Origin of the sequence: Pantoea rwandensis (assembly GCF_002095475.1) — a bacterium.
GTDB lineage: Bacteria > Pseudomonadota > Gammaproteobacteria > Enterobacterales > Enterobacteriaceae > Pantoea > Pantoea rwandensis.
The window spans coordinates 103,193-119,137 of the sequence record NZ_MLFR01000013.1 but is presented as its reverse complement, the minus strand read 5'-3'; the positions used below and the strand labels follow the sequence as shown (position 1 = coordinate 119,137).

The window sequence follows — 15,945 nt, the reverse complement described above, 5'->3', positions numbered from 1 at the left end:
TCGCGCCTCACTCAGATGCCAACGACAAAATGGTTTCCTGATTGGCCTCTTCTTTATCGAGGATGCCAGTTATACGTCCGCCGTGCATAACCATCACGCGGTCGCTCATGCCCAGAATTTCCGGCAACTCAGACGACACCATAATGATGGCGACGCCTCGGTTGGCCAGTTCGCTAATTAAGCGGTAAATCTCGGCTTTTGCCCCGACGTCAATACCGCGCGTCGGTTCATCGAGGATTAGGATCTTCGGTTGCGCCAGCAGCCAACGCGCAATCAGCACCTTCTGCTGATTACCGCCGCTGAGGTTATTGATGATCTGATCCATGGTCGGCGTTTTAATATTGAGTTTGCGGATCTGCTCCATGCAGTCCTGTGCCATCTTCATGTGGCTAACGAATCCCGCTTTGCTGACATAATCTGGCATGTTGACGATACTCATGTTCTCCATCACCGATAACACCAGAAACAGCCCGGACTTTTTACGGTCTTCAGTCAGGAACGCCATGCCCTTCTCAATCGCCGTTGAGGGCGAATCGATTTTGACTGGCACACCATCGATCAGCACTTCCCCGCTGTCGAAGCTTTCCATCCCGAATAAGCTTTCCATCACTTCACTGCGTCCGGCACCCACTAAACCTGCTACACCCAAGATTTCACCCTTGCGCACCGTGAAGTTAATGTCGGTAAAACGATCTTTGCAGGTCAGATTACGCACCGTCAGTACGTCTGCCCCAATCTCACCATTGAATTTCGGGAACAGTTGCGTCAGTTCACGACCCACCATCTGGGTGATGAGCGACTGGCGAGTAAACTCGGAGGTGTTGTTGCTCCCCACCCAAGTGCCGTCACGGAAAATGCTGATCTCATCGGTAATCGTAAAGATCTCATCCATCTTATGGCTGATATAGATGATGGCTTTCCCCTGCTCACGCAGGTCACGAATGATGGTGAACAGATGCGCCACTTCGGTTTCCGTCAGTGCCGAGGTCGGTTCATCCATGATCACGATGTCGGAGTTCCATGACACCGCTTTGGCGATTTCGACCATTTGCTGGGCAGCAATACTGAGCTCACCCACCATCCGGTCTGCTTTTAAGCGGATGTTTAATCTGTTGAGCAGTTCTTGCGTTTGCTTGTTAAGTTTTCCGTGATCAACAAAGCCGTACTTCATCGGTTCGCGGCCGAGCCAGATGTTCTCGGCCACGGTCATATAAGGCACCAAATTCAGTTCCTGGTGGATCATTGAGATCCCCGAACGCAACGCGTCCATGGTGTCCTGGAACTGCACCGGCTCCCCTTTAATGCGAATGGTGCCCTTATCGGGACGATACATCCCAATAAGGCATTTCATTAAAGTGGATTTACCCGCGCCATTTTCACCCATCAGGGCATGTACCGACCCCGGTTTAATGCGTAGTGAGACATTGTCGAGTGCCTTCACTCCAGGGAAGAACTTGCTGATGCCTTCGGCTTCAAGCGCAAATGCGGTCATACATCACCTCCGTACGGCTAAGTCGGGAACAATTATTTCTGGTTACGGGATTCGAACTGAGCCATGTTGTCTTTAGTGATCAACTGGTAAGGAATGTTGATAACCTTCTCAACTTTTTCACCCTTCGCCAGTTTCACTGCGGCCTGAACCGCACCTTCGCCTTGTCCTTTCGCATCCTGGAACACGGTCGCAACCATTTTTCCGTTCTTCAGCATCTGTAAGGCATCTGGCGTACCATCCACACCGGCAATCAGGATATGGTTCGGGTTTTTACCCAGCGCCTGCAACGCACCGATAGCCATTTCATCGTTATTTGAAGCAATGGCCTGAATATCATCGCCTGCTGTCATCCAGTTACTCACCACGTCCACCGCGTCGTTACGGGTGAATTTCGCAGTCTGCTTCTGAACAACTTTGATGCCTGGATATTTAGCGACGACCGCTTCAACACCTTTGGTACGGTCACGGGTTGATTCGTTAGCCAAGTCGCCCATCAGAATGGCGACGTTGCCTTTGCCGTTCATCGCTTTTGCCAACGCTTCCATTTGCAGACGGCCCGCCAGCTCAGAGTCAGAACCGACGTAAGCCATTTTGTCGGTCAATTCACCTGCCGGTTTGCGGTTAACAAAGATCAACGGCACACCGGCTTTTTTCGCCGCGTCCACTAACGGTTTAACGGCATTGGTGTCCACCGGGTTAACGATGATGGCGTCTACGCCCTGACCGATGAAGTTCTGAATCTGCTGCAGCTGCTGTGAAACGTCACCTTTCGCGTCTTCAACCTGCCCTTGCACGCCATCTTTAGTCATCTCTTTCTGCATAGCCGTACGCAGAATGGTCAGGAAGTTGTCGTCAAACAGCGCCATTGAAACGCCCACCTGAAGGTCTTTTGCCATCACTGCGGCAGGTAACATGCAAGCTATAAGGGAAGTCACTAACGCTTTTTTGAATTTCATAGGTCACCCTTCTTATTTGTTAACAAGCTCAGGTTGGCTGATACGACGAATGAAAAATATTTTTTACATTCACTCAACGTCGCTGGCGTTATTTATCTGGTTGTAGAGGTAAGATTTCTGGTCTAACGCTATCTGTTCAGTACAACTCCTTATTGAAAACTGTTTCTTATCAACAAGTTATTTTCAAAATGACGTTTCAGCTTTTGAATCTTGTTCCGCAGGTGATGATAAGCAGTTCATTTATTTCATCTGATCATCATTTGAAATTTTCATCATAAAAGCACTGAAATGATTGTTTTAAAATCGGCAAATAACAAAACTTTGACACGCCTCTAACATCTCAAAGGAATTGCGTTTAAAGTGAGATCTTGTTGGCAGTTTGAAATCTGAACATTCAAGGCAGAAAAGCACCATTCCGCTGCTTTTACGTGCACTTAAACCAGAAGTGTGCGATCGGGCTTTGACAACGAGGATCGTCATCGCTAATATGCGCCTCGTTCACACGATTCCTCTGTAGTTCAGTCGGTAGAACGGCGGACTGTTAATCCGTATGTCACTGGTTCGAGTCCAGTCAGAGGAGCCAAATTTAAAAAGCCCGCTCAGGTTTCCCTGAGCGGGCTTTTGTCATTCTGGAAATGTCTTCTTTATATTAACGTGCCAGAGAAGCCGCCTGATCCAGTGTCATGTTGCGCGTTTCCGGTGCCAACCATACCGACACCAGCAAACCTATAAAGGATACAATCGCAGCAGCATACATAGTGTATTCAATGCCCAGGCTTTGCAGAGAAATCGGCACCAGCCAGGTACCTGCTGCAGAACCAATGCGCGACATTGATGACCCCATGCCTACCGCAAAGGCACGCACTTCCGTCGGGAACAACTCGTTTGGATAAACCAGCTCCAGCACCTGCGCTCCACCAATAAACACCGCATAAGCACCAAACATCACCAGTACCAACATTTCTGAGCCGTGTGAGAACATCCCCAGCGCTAACAGAGCAAGACTTGACCATAAGAAGCTATGAATGATTAAACGGCGGCGCCCCATGCTGTCAATCAAACGCGTCGCACCAATACAGCCCACCACAAACAGTAAGGTAATCGCAATGGAACCGAGCGAAGCCCACTCACCATCCAAATTCAACGCTTTCAGCACCACAGGAGCGAAAGAGTAAACCGCAAACATCGGTACCACGGCTGCACTCCAGAACACCGAAACAAACAACATGCGTTTACCGTAGCCAGAGCGAACCAAATCTTTCAGCGAAACTTTTGCCTCAGCGGATTCTGCCGGAACGTTTTTCAGTGAAAATTCCGGACCATACACTTTCTTAATGATCTGCTCGGCTTCGGTGAAACGTCCTTTGCTGATTAACCAGCGCGGTGACTCCGGTGTGCCTAAACGTAGAACGAAGAGCAGGACACCGAGCACGGCAGGGCTGGCCAACACCAGACGCCAGGCAGCATCACCACCAATTGAAAGAATCACGTTACCGACAATGTAGGCCAGCGCAGCGCCGGCAAACCACAGAATGGTTAGCCCTGCCAAACGTTTCCCGCGATGTTTCTGTGGCAAAAACTCTGTAAGCAGCGAGCCAGCAACGGGATATTCCAGCCCTACCCCCACGCCCACCAGGAAGCGCAGTAAAAACAGCATCATCGCCGACTCTGCCCAGAAGGTACCAACCGACCCGAGGATAAACAGAATAGGCCCGACGAAAAACAGGCGGCGACGGCCGACGATATCGGTTAACCAGCCACCAAGAAAACCACTGCAGAAGGTGCCAAGCATCGCTGAGGCGGCAACCATACCCTGCCAAAAGGTATCCAGTTGCAGATGCTGAGAAAATTGCACAATAGCCACACCGATAATACTCAGTACATAACCATCAAGAATCCAGCCACCACCGGCGCGTAGAGACATTAACTGGTGAAAGTTATTAAGGGGGACATCTTCAATGGATATATTGTTGTTATTCATAGCAGGGTATCTCCTGTTAATTAATCTTTTTTGGGTACAGCTGTCCGCCTGAATCACAGGTGATTCAGTAAGCGTGAATTTGGAAATAAAAGCTCAGGTCATTAAATTACGGGCATTCTTCTCCGGAATAGTTTTATTCAACAGGTTGTTGCCTTATCTATCCCTGATGTAACACGTGCGTTTACCTGCTCTAGCAAGTTTTCAGGCGTAAGCGTTCCCAACACACCGCATGATGAATTGCGATGCGGTAATCTTTTTTAGCTAATTAACCGCGCTATTTTTCGATCGGACGTGAGCGTATTCACTCCGCTATTTAAATCATCTCAACCTTTGCGGTTGATTATTTTTCCGCGCTATATGTTACCAGGTTTAGCACAGCGTTCGATCTTTCTGAATACGTGCTTTGTTGGTTAACTTCATGCTCAAACTATGCTGCTTTCACAGCGCTGTAAATACACTCAAGCGCACGATATTGCGAGAATGTGATCACTCTCAGAAATCAATTAGAAAATTATTTCACGCGATATGACTAATTAACCAACTGATATTTAATGATTTAATATTTTATCTTGGTGCTTTTATACTATTTTTTTGTATTTCCTTTGTATTTTTCATGTATGCAAAAAAGTTAACAACCAAGGTCATTTTTAGGGGGCTAGGGGTTGGCTGAAAGGAAAAATAATGGCGTGAAGGCAGCGCGTCAGCGGCGTGAGGACTCCCAAGCCCCTGAGCGACACCCTATTGCGTTATCACCACATGTCTAACTGATAAGAATTATCAGAGTAGTGGACTTGTTCGATAGGTTGACAAGTGAGCGAGAAATCCTAAACAACAAACTCAAAATGTGACCCGTCTGCAAGCTCGATATCCAGGCGAAGTTTTCCACCAGCGGCTTCAACATAACGTTTGAGTGTGGAGAGTTTAATGTCTCGCCCAGGCTTTTCCATTCCTGCCACCGTCGGCTGTTTAACGCTTAACGCTTGAGCCATTTCTACCTGTGTTTTACATACGCGTTCACGTAATTCAGCAAGGTGAATATTCAACAGGATTTCTGCCGCGATGCCTTTGGCATCTGCAACCACTTCAGGTTTTTCTGTTGCAAGAATATCTTCAAGTGTTCTGCCCATGAGATTACCCCTTCGTTTTGCCACGCTTAAGATGATGGGTAAATTCCAAATCCGCCAAAGGAATCATCTGTTTATAAAATCGCTTCTCATTACCAACTTTATGACCAGCACAGAGCACGACGCCATTGCGGCAGGGATCAAAAGCGTAAAACACTCGAATAGGATCCCCTTTGCTCTGTACCCGCAGCTCTTTCATATTTTTGTAGCAAGAGCCTTTTAAGGTGTCCGCATAGGGCCTGCTCAATCCGGGACCAATTTGGCGCAGAACGAGCATAGACGCGAGCACACAGGCGCGATCTGTATCGTCCAATCCGACTAGCCAATGATCAAAAGTGTCCGTCGTTATTATCTGCCACATAATACTCCCTCACTGATATAGGTCAAATGCTATATAGGTTGCAAGCGATAACCAGTGTGGCGCGGCATAACGTGTAAAGCACTTCTTCAGGAATGATTTGTGGAGCGGAATTCCAATAAAAAAAGCCCGCTCAAACATCCTGAGCGGGCTTATGTGAGGCTTGTTAACTCAATCTATGGCAGATGGCAGAGGTGCCAACTCCAGACTGCTGCGGAAGTCACTGCCTTGGTAATCGCTATCCAACAGATCGCGGCGGCGTAATTCCGGCAACAGTCCATTAAGCAGCAAGTCTTGCTGGTCAGGATTACCTAGCCATGCAATGAGATCACATCCAGTACACCCGCTCGGTAACGCTGTTCAATGGCATCTGCGAGTTGCTCTGGCGTACCCGCGACAAACCAGTGCCCTGTCTCTTCCGCTTTAATAATAAGCTCGCGCAGGGTCAGTCCTTCCAGCGCATACTGCCTGAAAATGGCGGCACGACCTTGACGACGATGTACCTGCTCCAACTGCGGAATCAGCGCAGCAGGTAATGGCTGGTCGAGCGCAACATCGCTGAGATCCACCTCTCCACCCAGCATATCTGCCACACGTAACCGACCCTGCTGATAATTAATGCGTTCATGTTTATCACGCAGCCGACGGGCAACATCTGCATCACTCTCACCAATGATGGAATGGAACGAATTCATAATCAGTGGAGGATTGTGTTCTCGGCCAAATCGACGCGCACGCTGCTGTACGTCAGCCACAAAGCCCTGTGCCGCTTCGAAGGTTGGCTGTGAGGTGTAGATCACTTCGGCATAGCGCGCACCCAACGTCACGCCGGCTTCGGACTGTCCAGCCTGAAACTGCACCGGACGGCGCTGGGGCGGTGGCGGCACATTGAGCGGCCCAGCAACCTGGAAAAAGTCACCACGATAATTGATAGGATGCAGTTTGCGGTGATCGACGCGAATACCACCGCTTGCGGTGCGCTGCACCGAGGCACGATCGTTCGCATCATAAAGTGCATTCATCACCTCAATAAACTCTGTCGCACGGGCATAACGCTCCTGTGGTGAGGGTAGCTGGCTCTCACCAAAGTTTTCTTCACCCACCGAAGAGGTCACTGCATTCCAACCCGCTCGCCCACCACTGATATGATCCAGCGTGCCAACCTGACGCGCTAAATTATAGGGATGAAGCCAGCTGGTGCTAACCGTAGCAATCAGGCCAATCTGTGATGTCACTTGGCTCAACGCAGCTAAAGCGATCAGCGGGTCCTGCGTTCCCGTCGTGCCCGCCAGACCAGCAGGATCGGCTTGCAGCAGATCGGCAGTAAATAACCCCGTGATTTTTTCACGCTCGGCGATTTTCGCCAGTTCAACGGCACGCGCGATGCCTACGCCGGGCTGGCTGTCATTGCCTGCTGAAATCACACTACTGGCACCCACTAAGGTTTTAAGTTTTCTACGATAGGTTTGCGACACAGCAATCTCCTTTAGGCTTGACGCGCAAAATCTGCTTTAACGGTGTGAAGGGCCTCGGCATCGCTTAACAAACGAAGTCCAGTGCGTGCCAGTACACGAGCGCCGATCAATAACGCTTGATAACCTCGCTCAGAGTTGGCCGCTTCGCGGAAGGGAACCGTGTGAAAAATCAGATCGTCGGGACCGATTTTCAGCCACGGATGTGCAGTCGGCACCGCATGACTGATGTCTCCCGCATCCGTTGAAACTTTATTCTTTTGGGGTGACACATCGACCTGTTCACCCACCGCGCTAAACTCCTCCAGCAACAGGGCGTCCAGCGCTGGGTTGAGTTTGAAATCACGCGGACCGATTTGATGATCAATCTCCACGCGTGCGCCGGTCGCCAGCGCCACGCCCTCAGCAATGGCCCGCAGACGAGGTTCCAGTGACTCCACCACCTCGCGGCTATTGGCGCGGATGTAGTAATGCGCCGAGGCGTATTCTGGGATCACATTCGGCGCCTGACCGCCATCCGTGATAATGCCGTGCACCCGCACCCCATCGGGCAACTGCTGACGTAGTACGCTGATGCCGTTATAGAGCAGCACTAGCGCATCCAAGGCATTAATTCCTTCATGCGGCGCGCTAGCCGCGTGCGAAGGTTTGCCATAGAAATGGAAATAAAGATGATTGTTCGCCAGAGTGGATTCTGTGAGACGCGTTTTTCCCGCGGGATGCACCATCAGTGCCACATCAACCTCGTCGAGTAGCCCGGCTTCAACAAAGCGTTTTTTAACGTTACCTTTTGGTCCACCGGGACCGGCTAAACCACCCTCTTCAGCGGGTGTACCCAACACAACGACCCGGCCACCGGTTTGTTCCAGTACCTGTGACAAGCTGATTGCCGCGGCAACACTGGTGGTACCAATCAGGTTATGACCACAGGCATGGCCTATGCCGATTAATGCATCATATTCTGCGAGAAAAGCGATGGTCGGCCCCGGTTTGCCGCTGGTTTTCACCGCGTAAAATGCCGTTTCATGGCCGGCAACATTGCGCGTCACCTCAAAGCCCTGCTCAGTAAGCAACTGAGTCAGCTGCTCACTGGCAAAGTATTCGTTGTTACCGGTTTCCGGCTTAGCAAAGATCGACTTCGCCACCGCAATATACGAGGCGCTGTGTTGTTCGAGATGGTTTTCAAGCGTGAGCTGAAGGACGTTCAGCGACATAACGGATTCTCCTGAATCATGGCAAGACATTGCCATCACTGTATGCGCGTTATCTGCTGATGTTTAAAACGAAATAGTGATAAGGTTTGCGGGAAAATGCACAACTGATTGACGGCAAAAACGCACAATAAATTGCGCCGCTAGCGTTATTTCGCAGGGGCGCGCCTGTATCGGGCGGCCTTAAGGCCACCCCCCACAAATGCTTGATGTGCAAGACGTCAGTTAAGATACGCAGCGCCTCTAAATCGGTATCGCCGCACGAAGTCTAATGCCGCTTATCAATACGCTGTACTAACCGGTCGCCCAGCCACTGAATGCCGCACACCAGCACGATCAACACGGCGATTACCGCAAGCATCACCGAGGTTTCAAAACGTTGATACCCATAGCGGATGGCCAAATCGCCAAGCCCACCCGCACCAATCGCACCGGCCATCGCCGAGGCACCAATCAGCGCGACCAGCGTCACCACAAAACCAGAGAGAATGCCGGGCAGCGCCTCTGGAACCAGTACATCCCACACGATGCGCAGCTTGCTGGCACCCATCGCGCGAACGGCATCAATCAAACCACGATCCACCTCGCGCAGTGAGACTTCGGCCACTCGGGCAAAATAAGGCGTTGCGGTAATCGACAACGGCACAATGGCTGCCCAGGTACCCAAAGAGGTGCCCACCAGAAAACGCGTTAGGGGAATCAGCGCGACCAACAAAATAATGAAAGGCAGCGAACGAAAACCATTAATCACCAGCCCCAGTACACGATTCACACCACGATGTTCCGCAATGCCTCCCGCGCTGGTCATCACCAGAATTAACCCCAGCGGCAACCCTGCCACCAGCGAAATCAGCCCGCTGATAAGGGTCATCAAAACGGTCTCACCTAACGCATTGAGCAGTAAATCAATCATCACTGGAGACATAACCCACTAACTCCACTTGCGCCTGCTGCGTCCGCAGCCAGCTGAGAATCTGTTGCTCATCGGCGGCGTTAGCGGCCGGAAGCGCGATAAAAAAGCGCACTATCGCATAGTGCTGAATATGGTCGATGCCGCCTTGTAGCAGGCGAAATTTTCCCGGCAACGCAGCAGCAAAGCGGGTGAGCAAGTCGCCCTGGGCATCCTCGCCAGTATAATGCACGCTGTAGATGGCCTCTCCCTGCTTGTGCTCATCGATGCGAGCTGCAATCGCGTCCGGAAGTTGTGGCAGCAGTCCACGTAGTAAAGTGCGCGTCAGGTCCGACTGCGGATGGGCAAACACCTGCCACACCGGGCCTTGCTCGATGATCTCGCCAGCATTAATCACCGCGACACGATGTGCCACCGATTTGATCACTTCCATCTCATGGGTGATAAGCAGGATCGTAATGCCGAGTCTCTTATTTAAAGACGTCAGCAGCGCCAGAATAGATCGGGTGGTCTCAGGATCGAGGGCAGAAGTCGCCTCATCACACAGCAACAAAGCTGGACTTGCCGCCAGCGCACGGGCAATGCCGACACGCTGTTTCTGTCCGCCGGACAGTGCCGCCGGGTAGTGTTGCGCCTTATCGCTAAGCCCTACCAGTTCCAGCAGTTCAGCCACTCTCTGCTGACGCTGTACTTTATCCAGACCGGCAATTTTCAGTGGCAGCGCCACGTTTTTCGCCACCGTTTTCGCTGACAGCAGATTGAAGTGTTGGAAGACCATGCCCACACGGCTTCGCACGGTTTGCAGCTGTTTTTCCGACAGGCCGGTAATATCCCGGCCTTCGATTTCGATGACGCCTTCGTCAGGTTGCTCCAGACCATTTAAACAGCGAATCAGTGTGGATTTGCCTGCGCCACTGCGGCCAATCAGGCCAAGAATTTCGCCCTTCTGCACTGTCAGTGAAATATTGCGCAGCGCCTGGGTTTCGCCAAACCGACGGGAAACGCCCTGCAAACGCACCACCCTGCCGCTTTCGCGGGCCAGCCGCTCACGATCTTGGGCATTCTCCACTACGCCGCGCGTTAACGCGTTAAACGGCGCTTCGGCTCCTGAGAAAATCGTCATGTTATTTCCTTACCAGGCCGTTTCGCCGGTGCCTTTGTAGACCTTGTCAAATACCGTCTTCACAGCGTCGTTCTGATAAGAGGTCACCAGGGTTTTCACCCAAGGCGCGCCCACGTTCTCTTTCTTCACAGCGATAAAGTTGTTGTAAGGATTGTCCTTCACCGGTTCTTGCGCAATGCGGTCGTCAGCCGTCAAGCCGCTTTTCAATGCCCAGTCAGTGTTCACCACGGCCGCGTCCAAGTCTGGTACTGAACGGCCAATAATGCCGGAGTCGAGTTCTTTGATTTGCAGATGATGTGGATTCGCGGTGATATCCGCGGTTGTAGCGGCAATGCCGACGCCTGGTTTCAGTTTGATCAGGCCTTGCTGTTCCAGCAGCACTAAGCCGCGCGCTTCGTTGGAAGGATCGTTCGGTACGCCAATCACGGCACCGTCTTTCAGCTCTGCCGCCGTCTTCACTTTCTTCGAGTAAAGGCCAATCGGCCAGACTGCAGTATCGCCCACGCGCACGATATCGTAATGATTGACCTTGATTTGGTTATTAAGGAACGGCTGATGCTGGAAAGCATTCGCGTCGACTTCACCATTTTGCAGTGCTTCATTCGGCTGGTTGTAGTCATTGAACACCACCGTTTTCACCGTCAAGCCTTTGGAAGCCGCCTGTTTGATGACTTCTCGCCAAACGTCTTCATCCTCACCGCTCATGATGCCGACTTTAATCGAGGTTTTGTCCGCAGCATGCGCCAAAGACAGGGGAGCCAAGGCGGAGCTGGCCAGCAACAAGGCGCCAGCCGTCATTAAAAATTTATTTTTGGTGGAGGCCAGTCGTATGTGCATTCAGTATTTTCCATAAGTAATCATTACGAGGGTCAAAGTACACTGTCGTGATGAACAGATAGCCGCAGTATACGCAGTTGCTTATTCCCTAATAATGCTATTTTCAGAATAACTATACCGAAAATGAATAAACGATTTCAGCCGCTCTCATCGCCACAAGCAATGCTGTGGCTGTGATACCATGCCGTTTTGATTGATCTGTTATTGAGCGATATGTCTGACACTCCAACTAAACGTAAAAATGACCCTGAAGGGCTAAAGAAACGCATCCTTGCTGGTGCCCTTAAAACCTTTGCTGAATTCGGCATGCAGGGTGCACGTCTTGAGCAGATTGCCGAACACGCCCAAACCACCAAACGTATGGTGGTATATCACTTCGTCAATAAAGAGGAGCTTTATATCGAGGTGCTAGAGCAGGTCTATCAAGCGATTCGTGAGCACGAAACCGGGCTAAATTTGGCGAAGATGGAGCCGGAGGAGGCCATGGTCAAACTGGTAGAAGCCAGCTTCGATTACCATGCTTCGCATCCGGACTTTATGCGCCTGGTATGTACTGAGAACCTGTTACGTGGACGTTATATTGTGCAGTCAGAGCGCATCAAGGCACTCAATAAAAGCACACTCGATCTGCTGGATGACATCCTGACGCGCGGTCAACAACAAGGCATCTTCATTGAAGGCTTAAATACCGTGGATGTGCACCGTTTACTCAGCAGTATCTGTGTGCACCACGTGGCAAACCGTTACACCTTCCATTTCCTTTTCACACCTGATGATAAGGAAGAAGACAGTATTCGCCGTAACCGCCAGTTGGCCGTTACCGCTACGTTACGCTACATCCGTAAGGCGCCTTAAAGCTGGGCAGTACTGTGATGGTCTACGCTTAAAGCTTGGGACCGTCACAGACCTCAGTATAAGGAACGCCGTAGTGAACAGAGATTCCCTCCTTTATCCTCTTCGCAACCCGCAAAATACCGAGCATGACAGCGCGTTGTGGAACTGGGCGCAAAACACCGTGGTGGGTCAGCGTAAGCAAGTTCATCAACCGCACAATGAAGTCGAACTGCAACAACTACTGAAAACGTCCAAGGGCAAAGTGCGCGTCATCGGCAGCCGTTTATCACCCGGACGCATGTTGTGTGTGAATAACGACGATCTGTTGCTCGATCTCAGCGCCATGCAAGGCGTATTGGGAGAGGATGACAGCAGCATCACTTTCGCGGCAGGCACGCTTCTTCAGCAGGTGTTCGACGCACTCACCGCGCGCAATCGCATGCTGGCCTGTTCGCCAGGCGTGATATCGGTGCAGACGCTTGCCGGCGCGATAGCAACGGGCACCCACGGTCAGGGATTGGATCAGAGTTCACTGGCGGATGAAGTGATCAGCATCCGTATGGTCATGGCTGACGGCAGCGTGCGGGAGTTTCAACATGGCGATAGCGATTTCCCTGCGGCACAGACTTCACTAGGCTCACTGGGAATTGTGACCGCGGTAACGATGCGTACCGAGCCGTTTCGTTTGTTTACCTGCCATAAGTTTGCCGAGTCTGCCGATACCCTGGAGCAAGATCTGCCGCGCTGGAATCAGCAGTATGAACTGAGCAAAGCCTGGTGGTTTGTGGATGACAACCTGATGCACGTCTGGAATGCCAACCCTGCCAGTGAAGCAGATGTTCAGGCGTGGCACGCCAATGGCGGCGAAGTGATCGAGCATGGCGATGATACCGACAGCAGTCTGAATGACACCATCGATCAGACGCTAGCGCACATGCATCGTGATACGCAGATCGAAGGCAAAGGCGGTAAACAGTTCCGCACGGTAACGCGCTTCCGCGATTTCACCGACCTCAGCGGCGACATCTACCAGCTGTTTTGTCGTGGTATTGCGGTGCCGCAAATCAATGTGGAAATTGGCGTGCCGTTAGAAAAAACACCACTTATCATCAGCAAAATTAAAGCCTGGTATGCGGAGAATCATCCGCACATGCACTACCCCATCATCCTGCGTTGCACTGGCGCGTCGGAGGCCTGGCTGAGCCCGGCTTATCAACACCCCACCTGCTTCTTTGGCTTTGTGGTCTATTACGCCGATGACGGTTCGCTGTCGCAGGACGGTCTGCATTTCCTCACTGAAGTTGAAAAGCTGCTAGCGGCAGAGGGCGGAAGACCGCACTGGGGCAAATACTACGATCCTCAGCGCTACAGCTGGCGTGATATCTATCCGCAGTGGGATGCGTTCCGCGCGGTGCGCGAGCGACTTGACCCGCAACATCGTTTTAGCAATGACTATATTACGGCGCTATTTGATTGAATTTTTCGGGGGGAGAAATTATGTATGCATGGGTAACACTGCTGACGCAGCCAGACTATTTTATTGGCGTAAAAGCCTTGCACCGTTCGCTTAAACGCAGCGAAACGAAATGGCCGTTAATTGTCATGGTCACCGATGCGATTGATATCGAAACGCGTGAATCCTTACAGGAATTGGGATGTGTGATTCACCCAGTCGAACCTCTGATGCCGAACGACGAACTGGAGCAGCACTACGCCTCTGCCCAGTTTGGTGAAGTGTGGAGCAAACTGCGTGCATGGGAACTGACCGGCTGCGAGCGCGTGGTGTTTCTCGACGCGGATATGCTGGTGCTGCGTAATATGGATGAACTGTTCACGCTGGATCTGGGTGATCACGATCTGGCAGCCTGCCACGCTTGCCGCTGTAACCCCAACAAAATCGCCAGTTACCCTGCCAGCTGGCACCCTGAAAATTGCCATTACACCTGGCAGGATCGTGGCGAACCGGCCCCCGCTAGCCTTGACCGTTATCTGAATGGCGGCTTTTTGGTGCTCGAACCGGATCAAGAGGTGTTTAGCTGGCTACAACAGAAAGTGGCAGCCATCACGGATTTACGCCGCTATCCGTTCTCTGAACAGGATTTGCTCAATGAAGTGTTCGAGAATCGCTGGCTGCCACTGCCCTATATTTACAACGCGCTGAAAACGCTGGCGTTCCAGCACAGCGCGATGTGGCGCGAGGAAGACGTGAAAAACCTGCATTTCATTTTAGCCAAACCCTGGAAGCGCGATCTGAACCAGCCGGAAAGCGAACGCGATCGTTATTACGCGCTGGATAAATTGTGGTGGGAGCTAGGGGTTAACTAGATTTGACTCAAACCTCCGTACTGAGAGAGCGGCCTCAGGCCGCCTTGAATGTCAGGGCGCACCATGAAAAGTGCGCCCTGATTAACATTAACGCCAGCCCAACTCAGGTGCCACGTGGGTCAGGATGCTTTCCATCACATGCACACAGTAATCCACACCCAGCTGGTTCGGGATGGTGAGCAGCAGCGTATCCGCTTCGGCAATCCCTTCGTCCTGCGACAGCTGTTTGATCAACTGCTCTGGCTCTGCCGCATAGCTACGACCGAAGATGGCGCGGGTTTTCTCATCAAGGAAGCCTACGGAATCCTGATCTTGCCCGCTGCGACCAAAGTAAGCACGGTCAGTGTCGTTAGTCAGCGCAAAGATGCTGCGGCTCACTGAAACGCGCGGTTCACGTTGGTGTCCAGCCGCTTTCCAGGCTTCACGGTAGGCGCGGATCTGCTTCGCCTGCTGAATATGGAAAGGCTCGCCGGTTTCATCATCCTTCAGCGTTGAACTTTGCAAGTTCATGCCCTGCTGTGCAGCCCAAACTGAGGTGGCGTTTGAACCAGAACCCCACCAGATACGCTCACGCAGGCCTTCAGAGAACGGCTCAAGACGCAGTAATCCTGGCGGATTCGGGAACATCGGCTGTGGATTCGGTTTGGCAAAACCTTCACCGCGCAGCACTTCCAATAACTCTTCAGTGTGACGACGTCCCATATCGGCATCGGTTTCACCCTCTTTCGGATTAAAACCGAAGTAACGATAACCCTCGATAACCTGCTCCGGGGAGCCACGGCTCAGACCGAGTTGCAGACGACCGTTAGAAATCAGGTCTGCCGCACCGGCGTCTTCTGCCATATACAGCGGGTTTTCATAACGCATGTCGATCACGCCAGTACCAATTTCAATACGGCTGGTTTTCGCACCGACGGCGGCCAACAGTGGGAAAGGTGAGCTTAACTGACGCGCAAAGTGGTGTACGCGGTAGTAAGCGCCATCCGCCCCCAACTCTTCCGCCGCTACGGCTAAATCGATGGACTGCAACAACACATCCTGCGCGGAGCGGGTGGCTGACTGTGATGACGGGGTCCAGTGACCAAAGGACAAGAAGCCAATCTTTTTCATGGTGAAAATCTCCAAAGGGGACCGCACTGGCCCGCACATGATGCATTAAGTTTCGATGGAGAAAGGTTACGCCAGCCTTGAGGTGACTGATAGCCAATAGTTTTCGTGCGCTTCATCAACATTTTTGTATAAGTCATAAAAACACGGTCTTTGTGTTTATCACGGTGATCAATCATCGTGCGGAGAATTTCCCCGGTTTTGCAGGTTTAGGG

The 15,945-nt window shown here is 51.6% G+C and carries 14 protein-coding genes and 1 tRNA gene; 4 read left to right on the top strand and 11 right to left on the bottom strand.

Features of this window, described 5'->3' with window-relative positions; genetic code table 11:
- Positions 1-7: 7 nt before the first annotated feature.
- Both HA51_RS14055 and HA51_RS14050 read right to left on the bottom strand, forming a co-directional pair.
- Positions 8-1,492 (bottom strand): sugar ABC transporter ATP-binding protein, encoded by a 1,485-nt coding sequence (locus HA51_RS14055; RefSeq protein WP_084935209.1) that lies wholly within the window; start codon positions 1,490-1,492, stop codon positions 8-10.
- 32 nt (positions 1,493-1,524) lie between these two features.
- Positions 1,525-2,448: a sugar ABC transporter substrate-binding protein gene (locus HA51_RS14050; RefSeq protein ID WP_084935206.1), complete on the bottom strand. Its 924-nt coding sequence runs from the start codon at positions 2,446-2,448 to the stop codon at positions 1,525-1,527.
- 507 nt (positions 2,449-2,955) lie between these two features.
- Here HA51_RS14050 and HA51_RS14045 point away from each other — a divergent pair.
- Positions 2,956-3,031, top strand: a tRNA-Asn gene (locus HA51_RS14045).
- A gap of 66 nt (positions 3,032-3,097) precedes the next feature.
- Here HA51_RS14045 and HA51_RS14040 read toward each other — a convergent pair.
- The 8 genes from HA51_RS14040 to HA51_RS14005 all read right to left on the bottom strand — a co-directional run bounded on the left by HA51_RS14040 (position 3,098) and on the right by HA51_RS14005 (position 11,464).
- Entirely contained in the window at positions 3,098-4,429 is a 1,332-nt protein-coding gene (locus HA51_RS14040; RefSeq protein ID WP_084935204.1) for an MFS transporter, read from the bottom strand.
- A gap of 824 nt (positions 4,430-5,253) precedes the next feature.
- Positions 5,254-5,556 (bottom strand): helix-turn-helix domain-containing protein, encoded by a 303-nt coding sequence (locus HA51_RS14035; protein ID WP_084935201.1) that lies wholly within the window; start codon positions 5,554-5,556, stop codon positions 5,254-5,256.
- 4 nt (positions 5,557-5,560) lie between these two features.
- Positions 5,561-5,914, bottom strand: coding sequence for a type II toxin-antitoxin system RelE/ParE family toxin (locus tag HA51_RS14030; protein ID WP_084935199.1), 354 nt, complete (start codon positions 5,912-5,914; stop codon positions 5,561-5,563).
- 308 nt (positions 5,915-6,222) lie between these two features.
- Entirely contained in the window at positions 6,223-7,386 is a 1,164-nt protein-coding gene (locus HA51_RS14025) for an NtaA/DmoA family FMN-dependent monooxygenase (RefSeq protein WP_245840215.1), read from the bottom strand.
- 11 nt (positions 7,387-7,397) lie between these two features.
- Positions 7,398-8,597 carry a M20 family metallopeptidase gene (locus HA51_RS14020; protein ID WP_084935196.1) on the bottom strand — a complete coding sequence of 400 codons (1,200 nt, stop codon included), beginning with the start codon at positions 8,595-8,597 and terminating at the stop codon, positions 7,398-7,400.
- A gap of 265 nt (positions 8,598-8,862) precedes the next feature.
- The gene (locus HA51_RS14015) at positions 8,863-9,519 is read right to left on the bottom strand and encodes a methionine ABC transporter permease (RefSeq protein WP_084935193.1); all 657 of its coding nucleotides are present in this window, start codon (positions 9,517-9,519) and stop codon (positions 8,863-8,865) included.
- Positions 9,500-10,627 carry a methionine ABC transporter ATP-binding protein gene (locus HA51_RS14010; protein ID WP_084935191.1) on the bottom strand — a complete coding sequence of 376 codons (1,128 nt, stop codon included), beginning with the start codon at positions 10,625-10,627 and terminating at the stop codon, positions 9,500-9,502. The genes HA51_RS14015 and HA51_RS14010 overlap by 20 nt, the downstream gene beginning before the upstream one ends.
- Positions 10,628-10,636: 9 nt before the next feature.
- Positions 10,637-11,464: a MetQ/NlpA family ABC transporter substrate-binding protein gene (locus HA51_RS14005; protein WP_084935188.1), complete on the bottom strand. Its 828-nt coding sequence runs from the start codon at positions 11,462-11,464 to the stop codon at positions 10,637-10,639.
- Between the two features lie 213 nt (positions 11,465-11,677).
- On the opposite strand from HA51_RS14005, the gene HA51_RS14000 reads away from it, so the two are divergent.
- From HA51_RS14000 to HA51_RS13990, 3 genes are all read left to right on the top strand, one after another.
- Positions 11,678-12,319 (top strand): TetR/AcrR family transcriptional regulator, encoded by a 642-nt coding sequence (locus HA51_RS14000; RefSeq protein WP_084935185.1) that lies wholly within the window; start codon positions 11,678-11,680, stop codon positions 12,317-12,319.
- A gap of 73 nt (positions 12,320-12,392) precedes the next feature.
- A complete protein-coding gene (locus HA51_RS13995; protein ID WP_084935182.1) occupies positions 12,393-13,775 on the top strand; it encodes a D-arabinono-1,4-lactone oxidase in 1,383 nt (460 codons plus the stop codon).
- 20 nt (positions 13,776-13,795) lie between these two features.
- Complete coding sequence (locus tag HA51_RS13990) at positions 13,796-14,623, top strand: glycosyltransferase family 8 protein (RefSeq protein WP_084935180.1); 828 nt, start codon at positions 13,796-13,798, stop codon at positions 14,621-14,623.
- A gap of 87 nt (positions 14,624-14,710) precedes the next feature.
- Here HA51_RS13990 and HA51_RS13985 read toward each other — a convergent pair whose 3' ends face one another.
- Positions 14,711-15,733 carry an LLM class flavin-dependent oxidoreductase gene (locus HA51_RS13985; RefSeq protein WP_084935177.1) on the bottom strand — a complete coding sequence of 341 codons (1,023 nt, stop codon included), beginning with the start codon at positions 15,731-15,733 and terminating at the stop codon, positions 14,711-14,713.
- Positions 15,734-15,945: the final 212 nt, after the last annotated feature.

Bases quoted from the DNA above. Each gene is read 5' to 3' on its own strand.
- HA51_RS14050 (WP_084935206.1), bottom strand. From the start codon at position 2,448: ATGAAATTCAAAAAAGCGTTAGTGACTTCCCTTATAGCTTGCATGTTA.
- HA51_RS13990 (WP_084935180.1), top strand. From the start codon at position 13,796: ATGTATGCATGGGTAACACTGCTGACGCAGCCAGACTATTTTATTGGC.
- HA51_RS14040 (WP_084935204.1), bottom strand. From the start codon at position 4,429: ATGAATAACAACAATATATCCATTGAAGATGTCCCCCTTAATAACTTT.
- HA51_RS14035 (WP_084935201.1), bottom strand. From the start codon at position 5,556: ATGGGCAGAACACTTGAAGATATTCTTGCAACAGAAAAACCTGAAGTG.
- HA51_RS14005 (WP_084935188.1), bottom strand. From the start codon at position 11,464: ATGCACATACGACTGGCCTCCACCAAAAATAAATTTTTAATGACGGCT.
- HA51_RS14010 (WP_084935191.1), bottom strand. From the start codon at position 10,627: ATGACGATTTTCTCAGGAGCCGAAGCGCCGTTTAACGCGTTAACGCGC.
- HA51_RS14015 (WP_084935193.1), bottom strand. From the start codon at position 9,519: ATGTCTCCAGTGATGATTGATTTACTGCTCAATGCGTTAGGTGAGACC.
- HA51_RS14030 (WP_084935199.1), bottom strand. From the start codon at position 5,914: ATGTGGCAGATAATAACGACGGACACTTTTGATCATTGGCTAGTCGGA.
- HA51_RS14020 (WP_084935196.1), bottom strand. From the start codon at position 8,597: ATGTCGCTGAACGTCCTTCAGCTCACGCTTGAAAACCATCTCGAACAA.
- HA51_RS14055 (WP_084935209.1), bottom strand. From the start codon at position 1,492: ATGACCGCATTTGCGCTTGAAGCCGAAGGCATCAGCAAGTTCTTCCCT.
- HA51_RS14000 (WP_084935185.1), top strand. From the start codon at position 11,678: ATGTCTGACACTCCAACTAAACGTAAAAATGACCCTGAAGGGCTAAAG.
- HA51_RS13985 (WP_084935177.1), bottom strand. From the start codon at position 15,733: ATGAAAAAGATTGGCTTCTTGTCCTTTGGTCACTGGACCCCGTCATCA.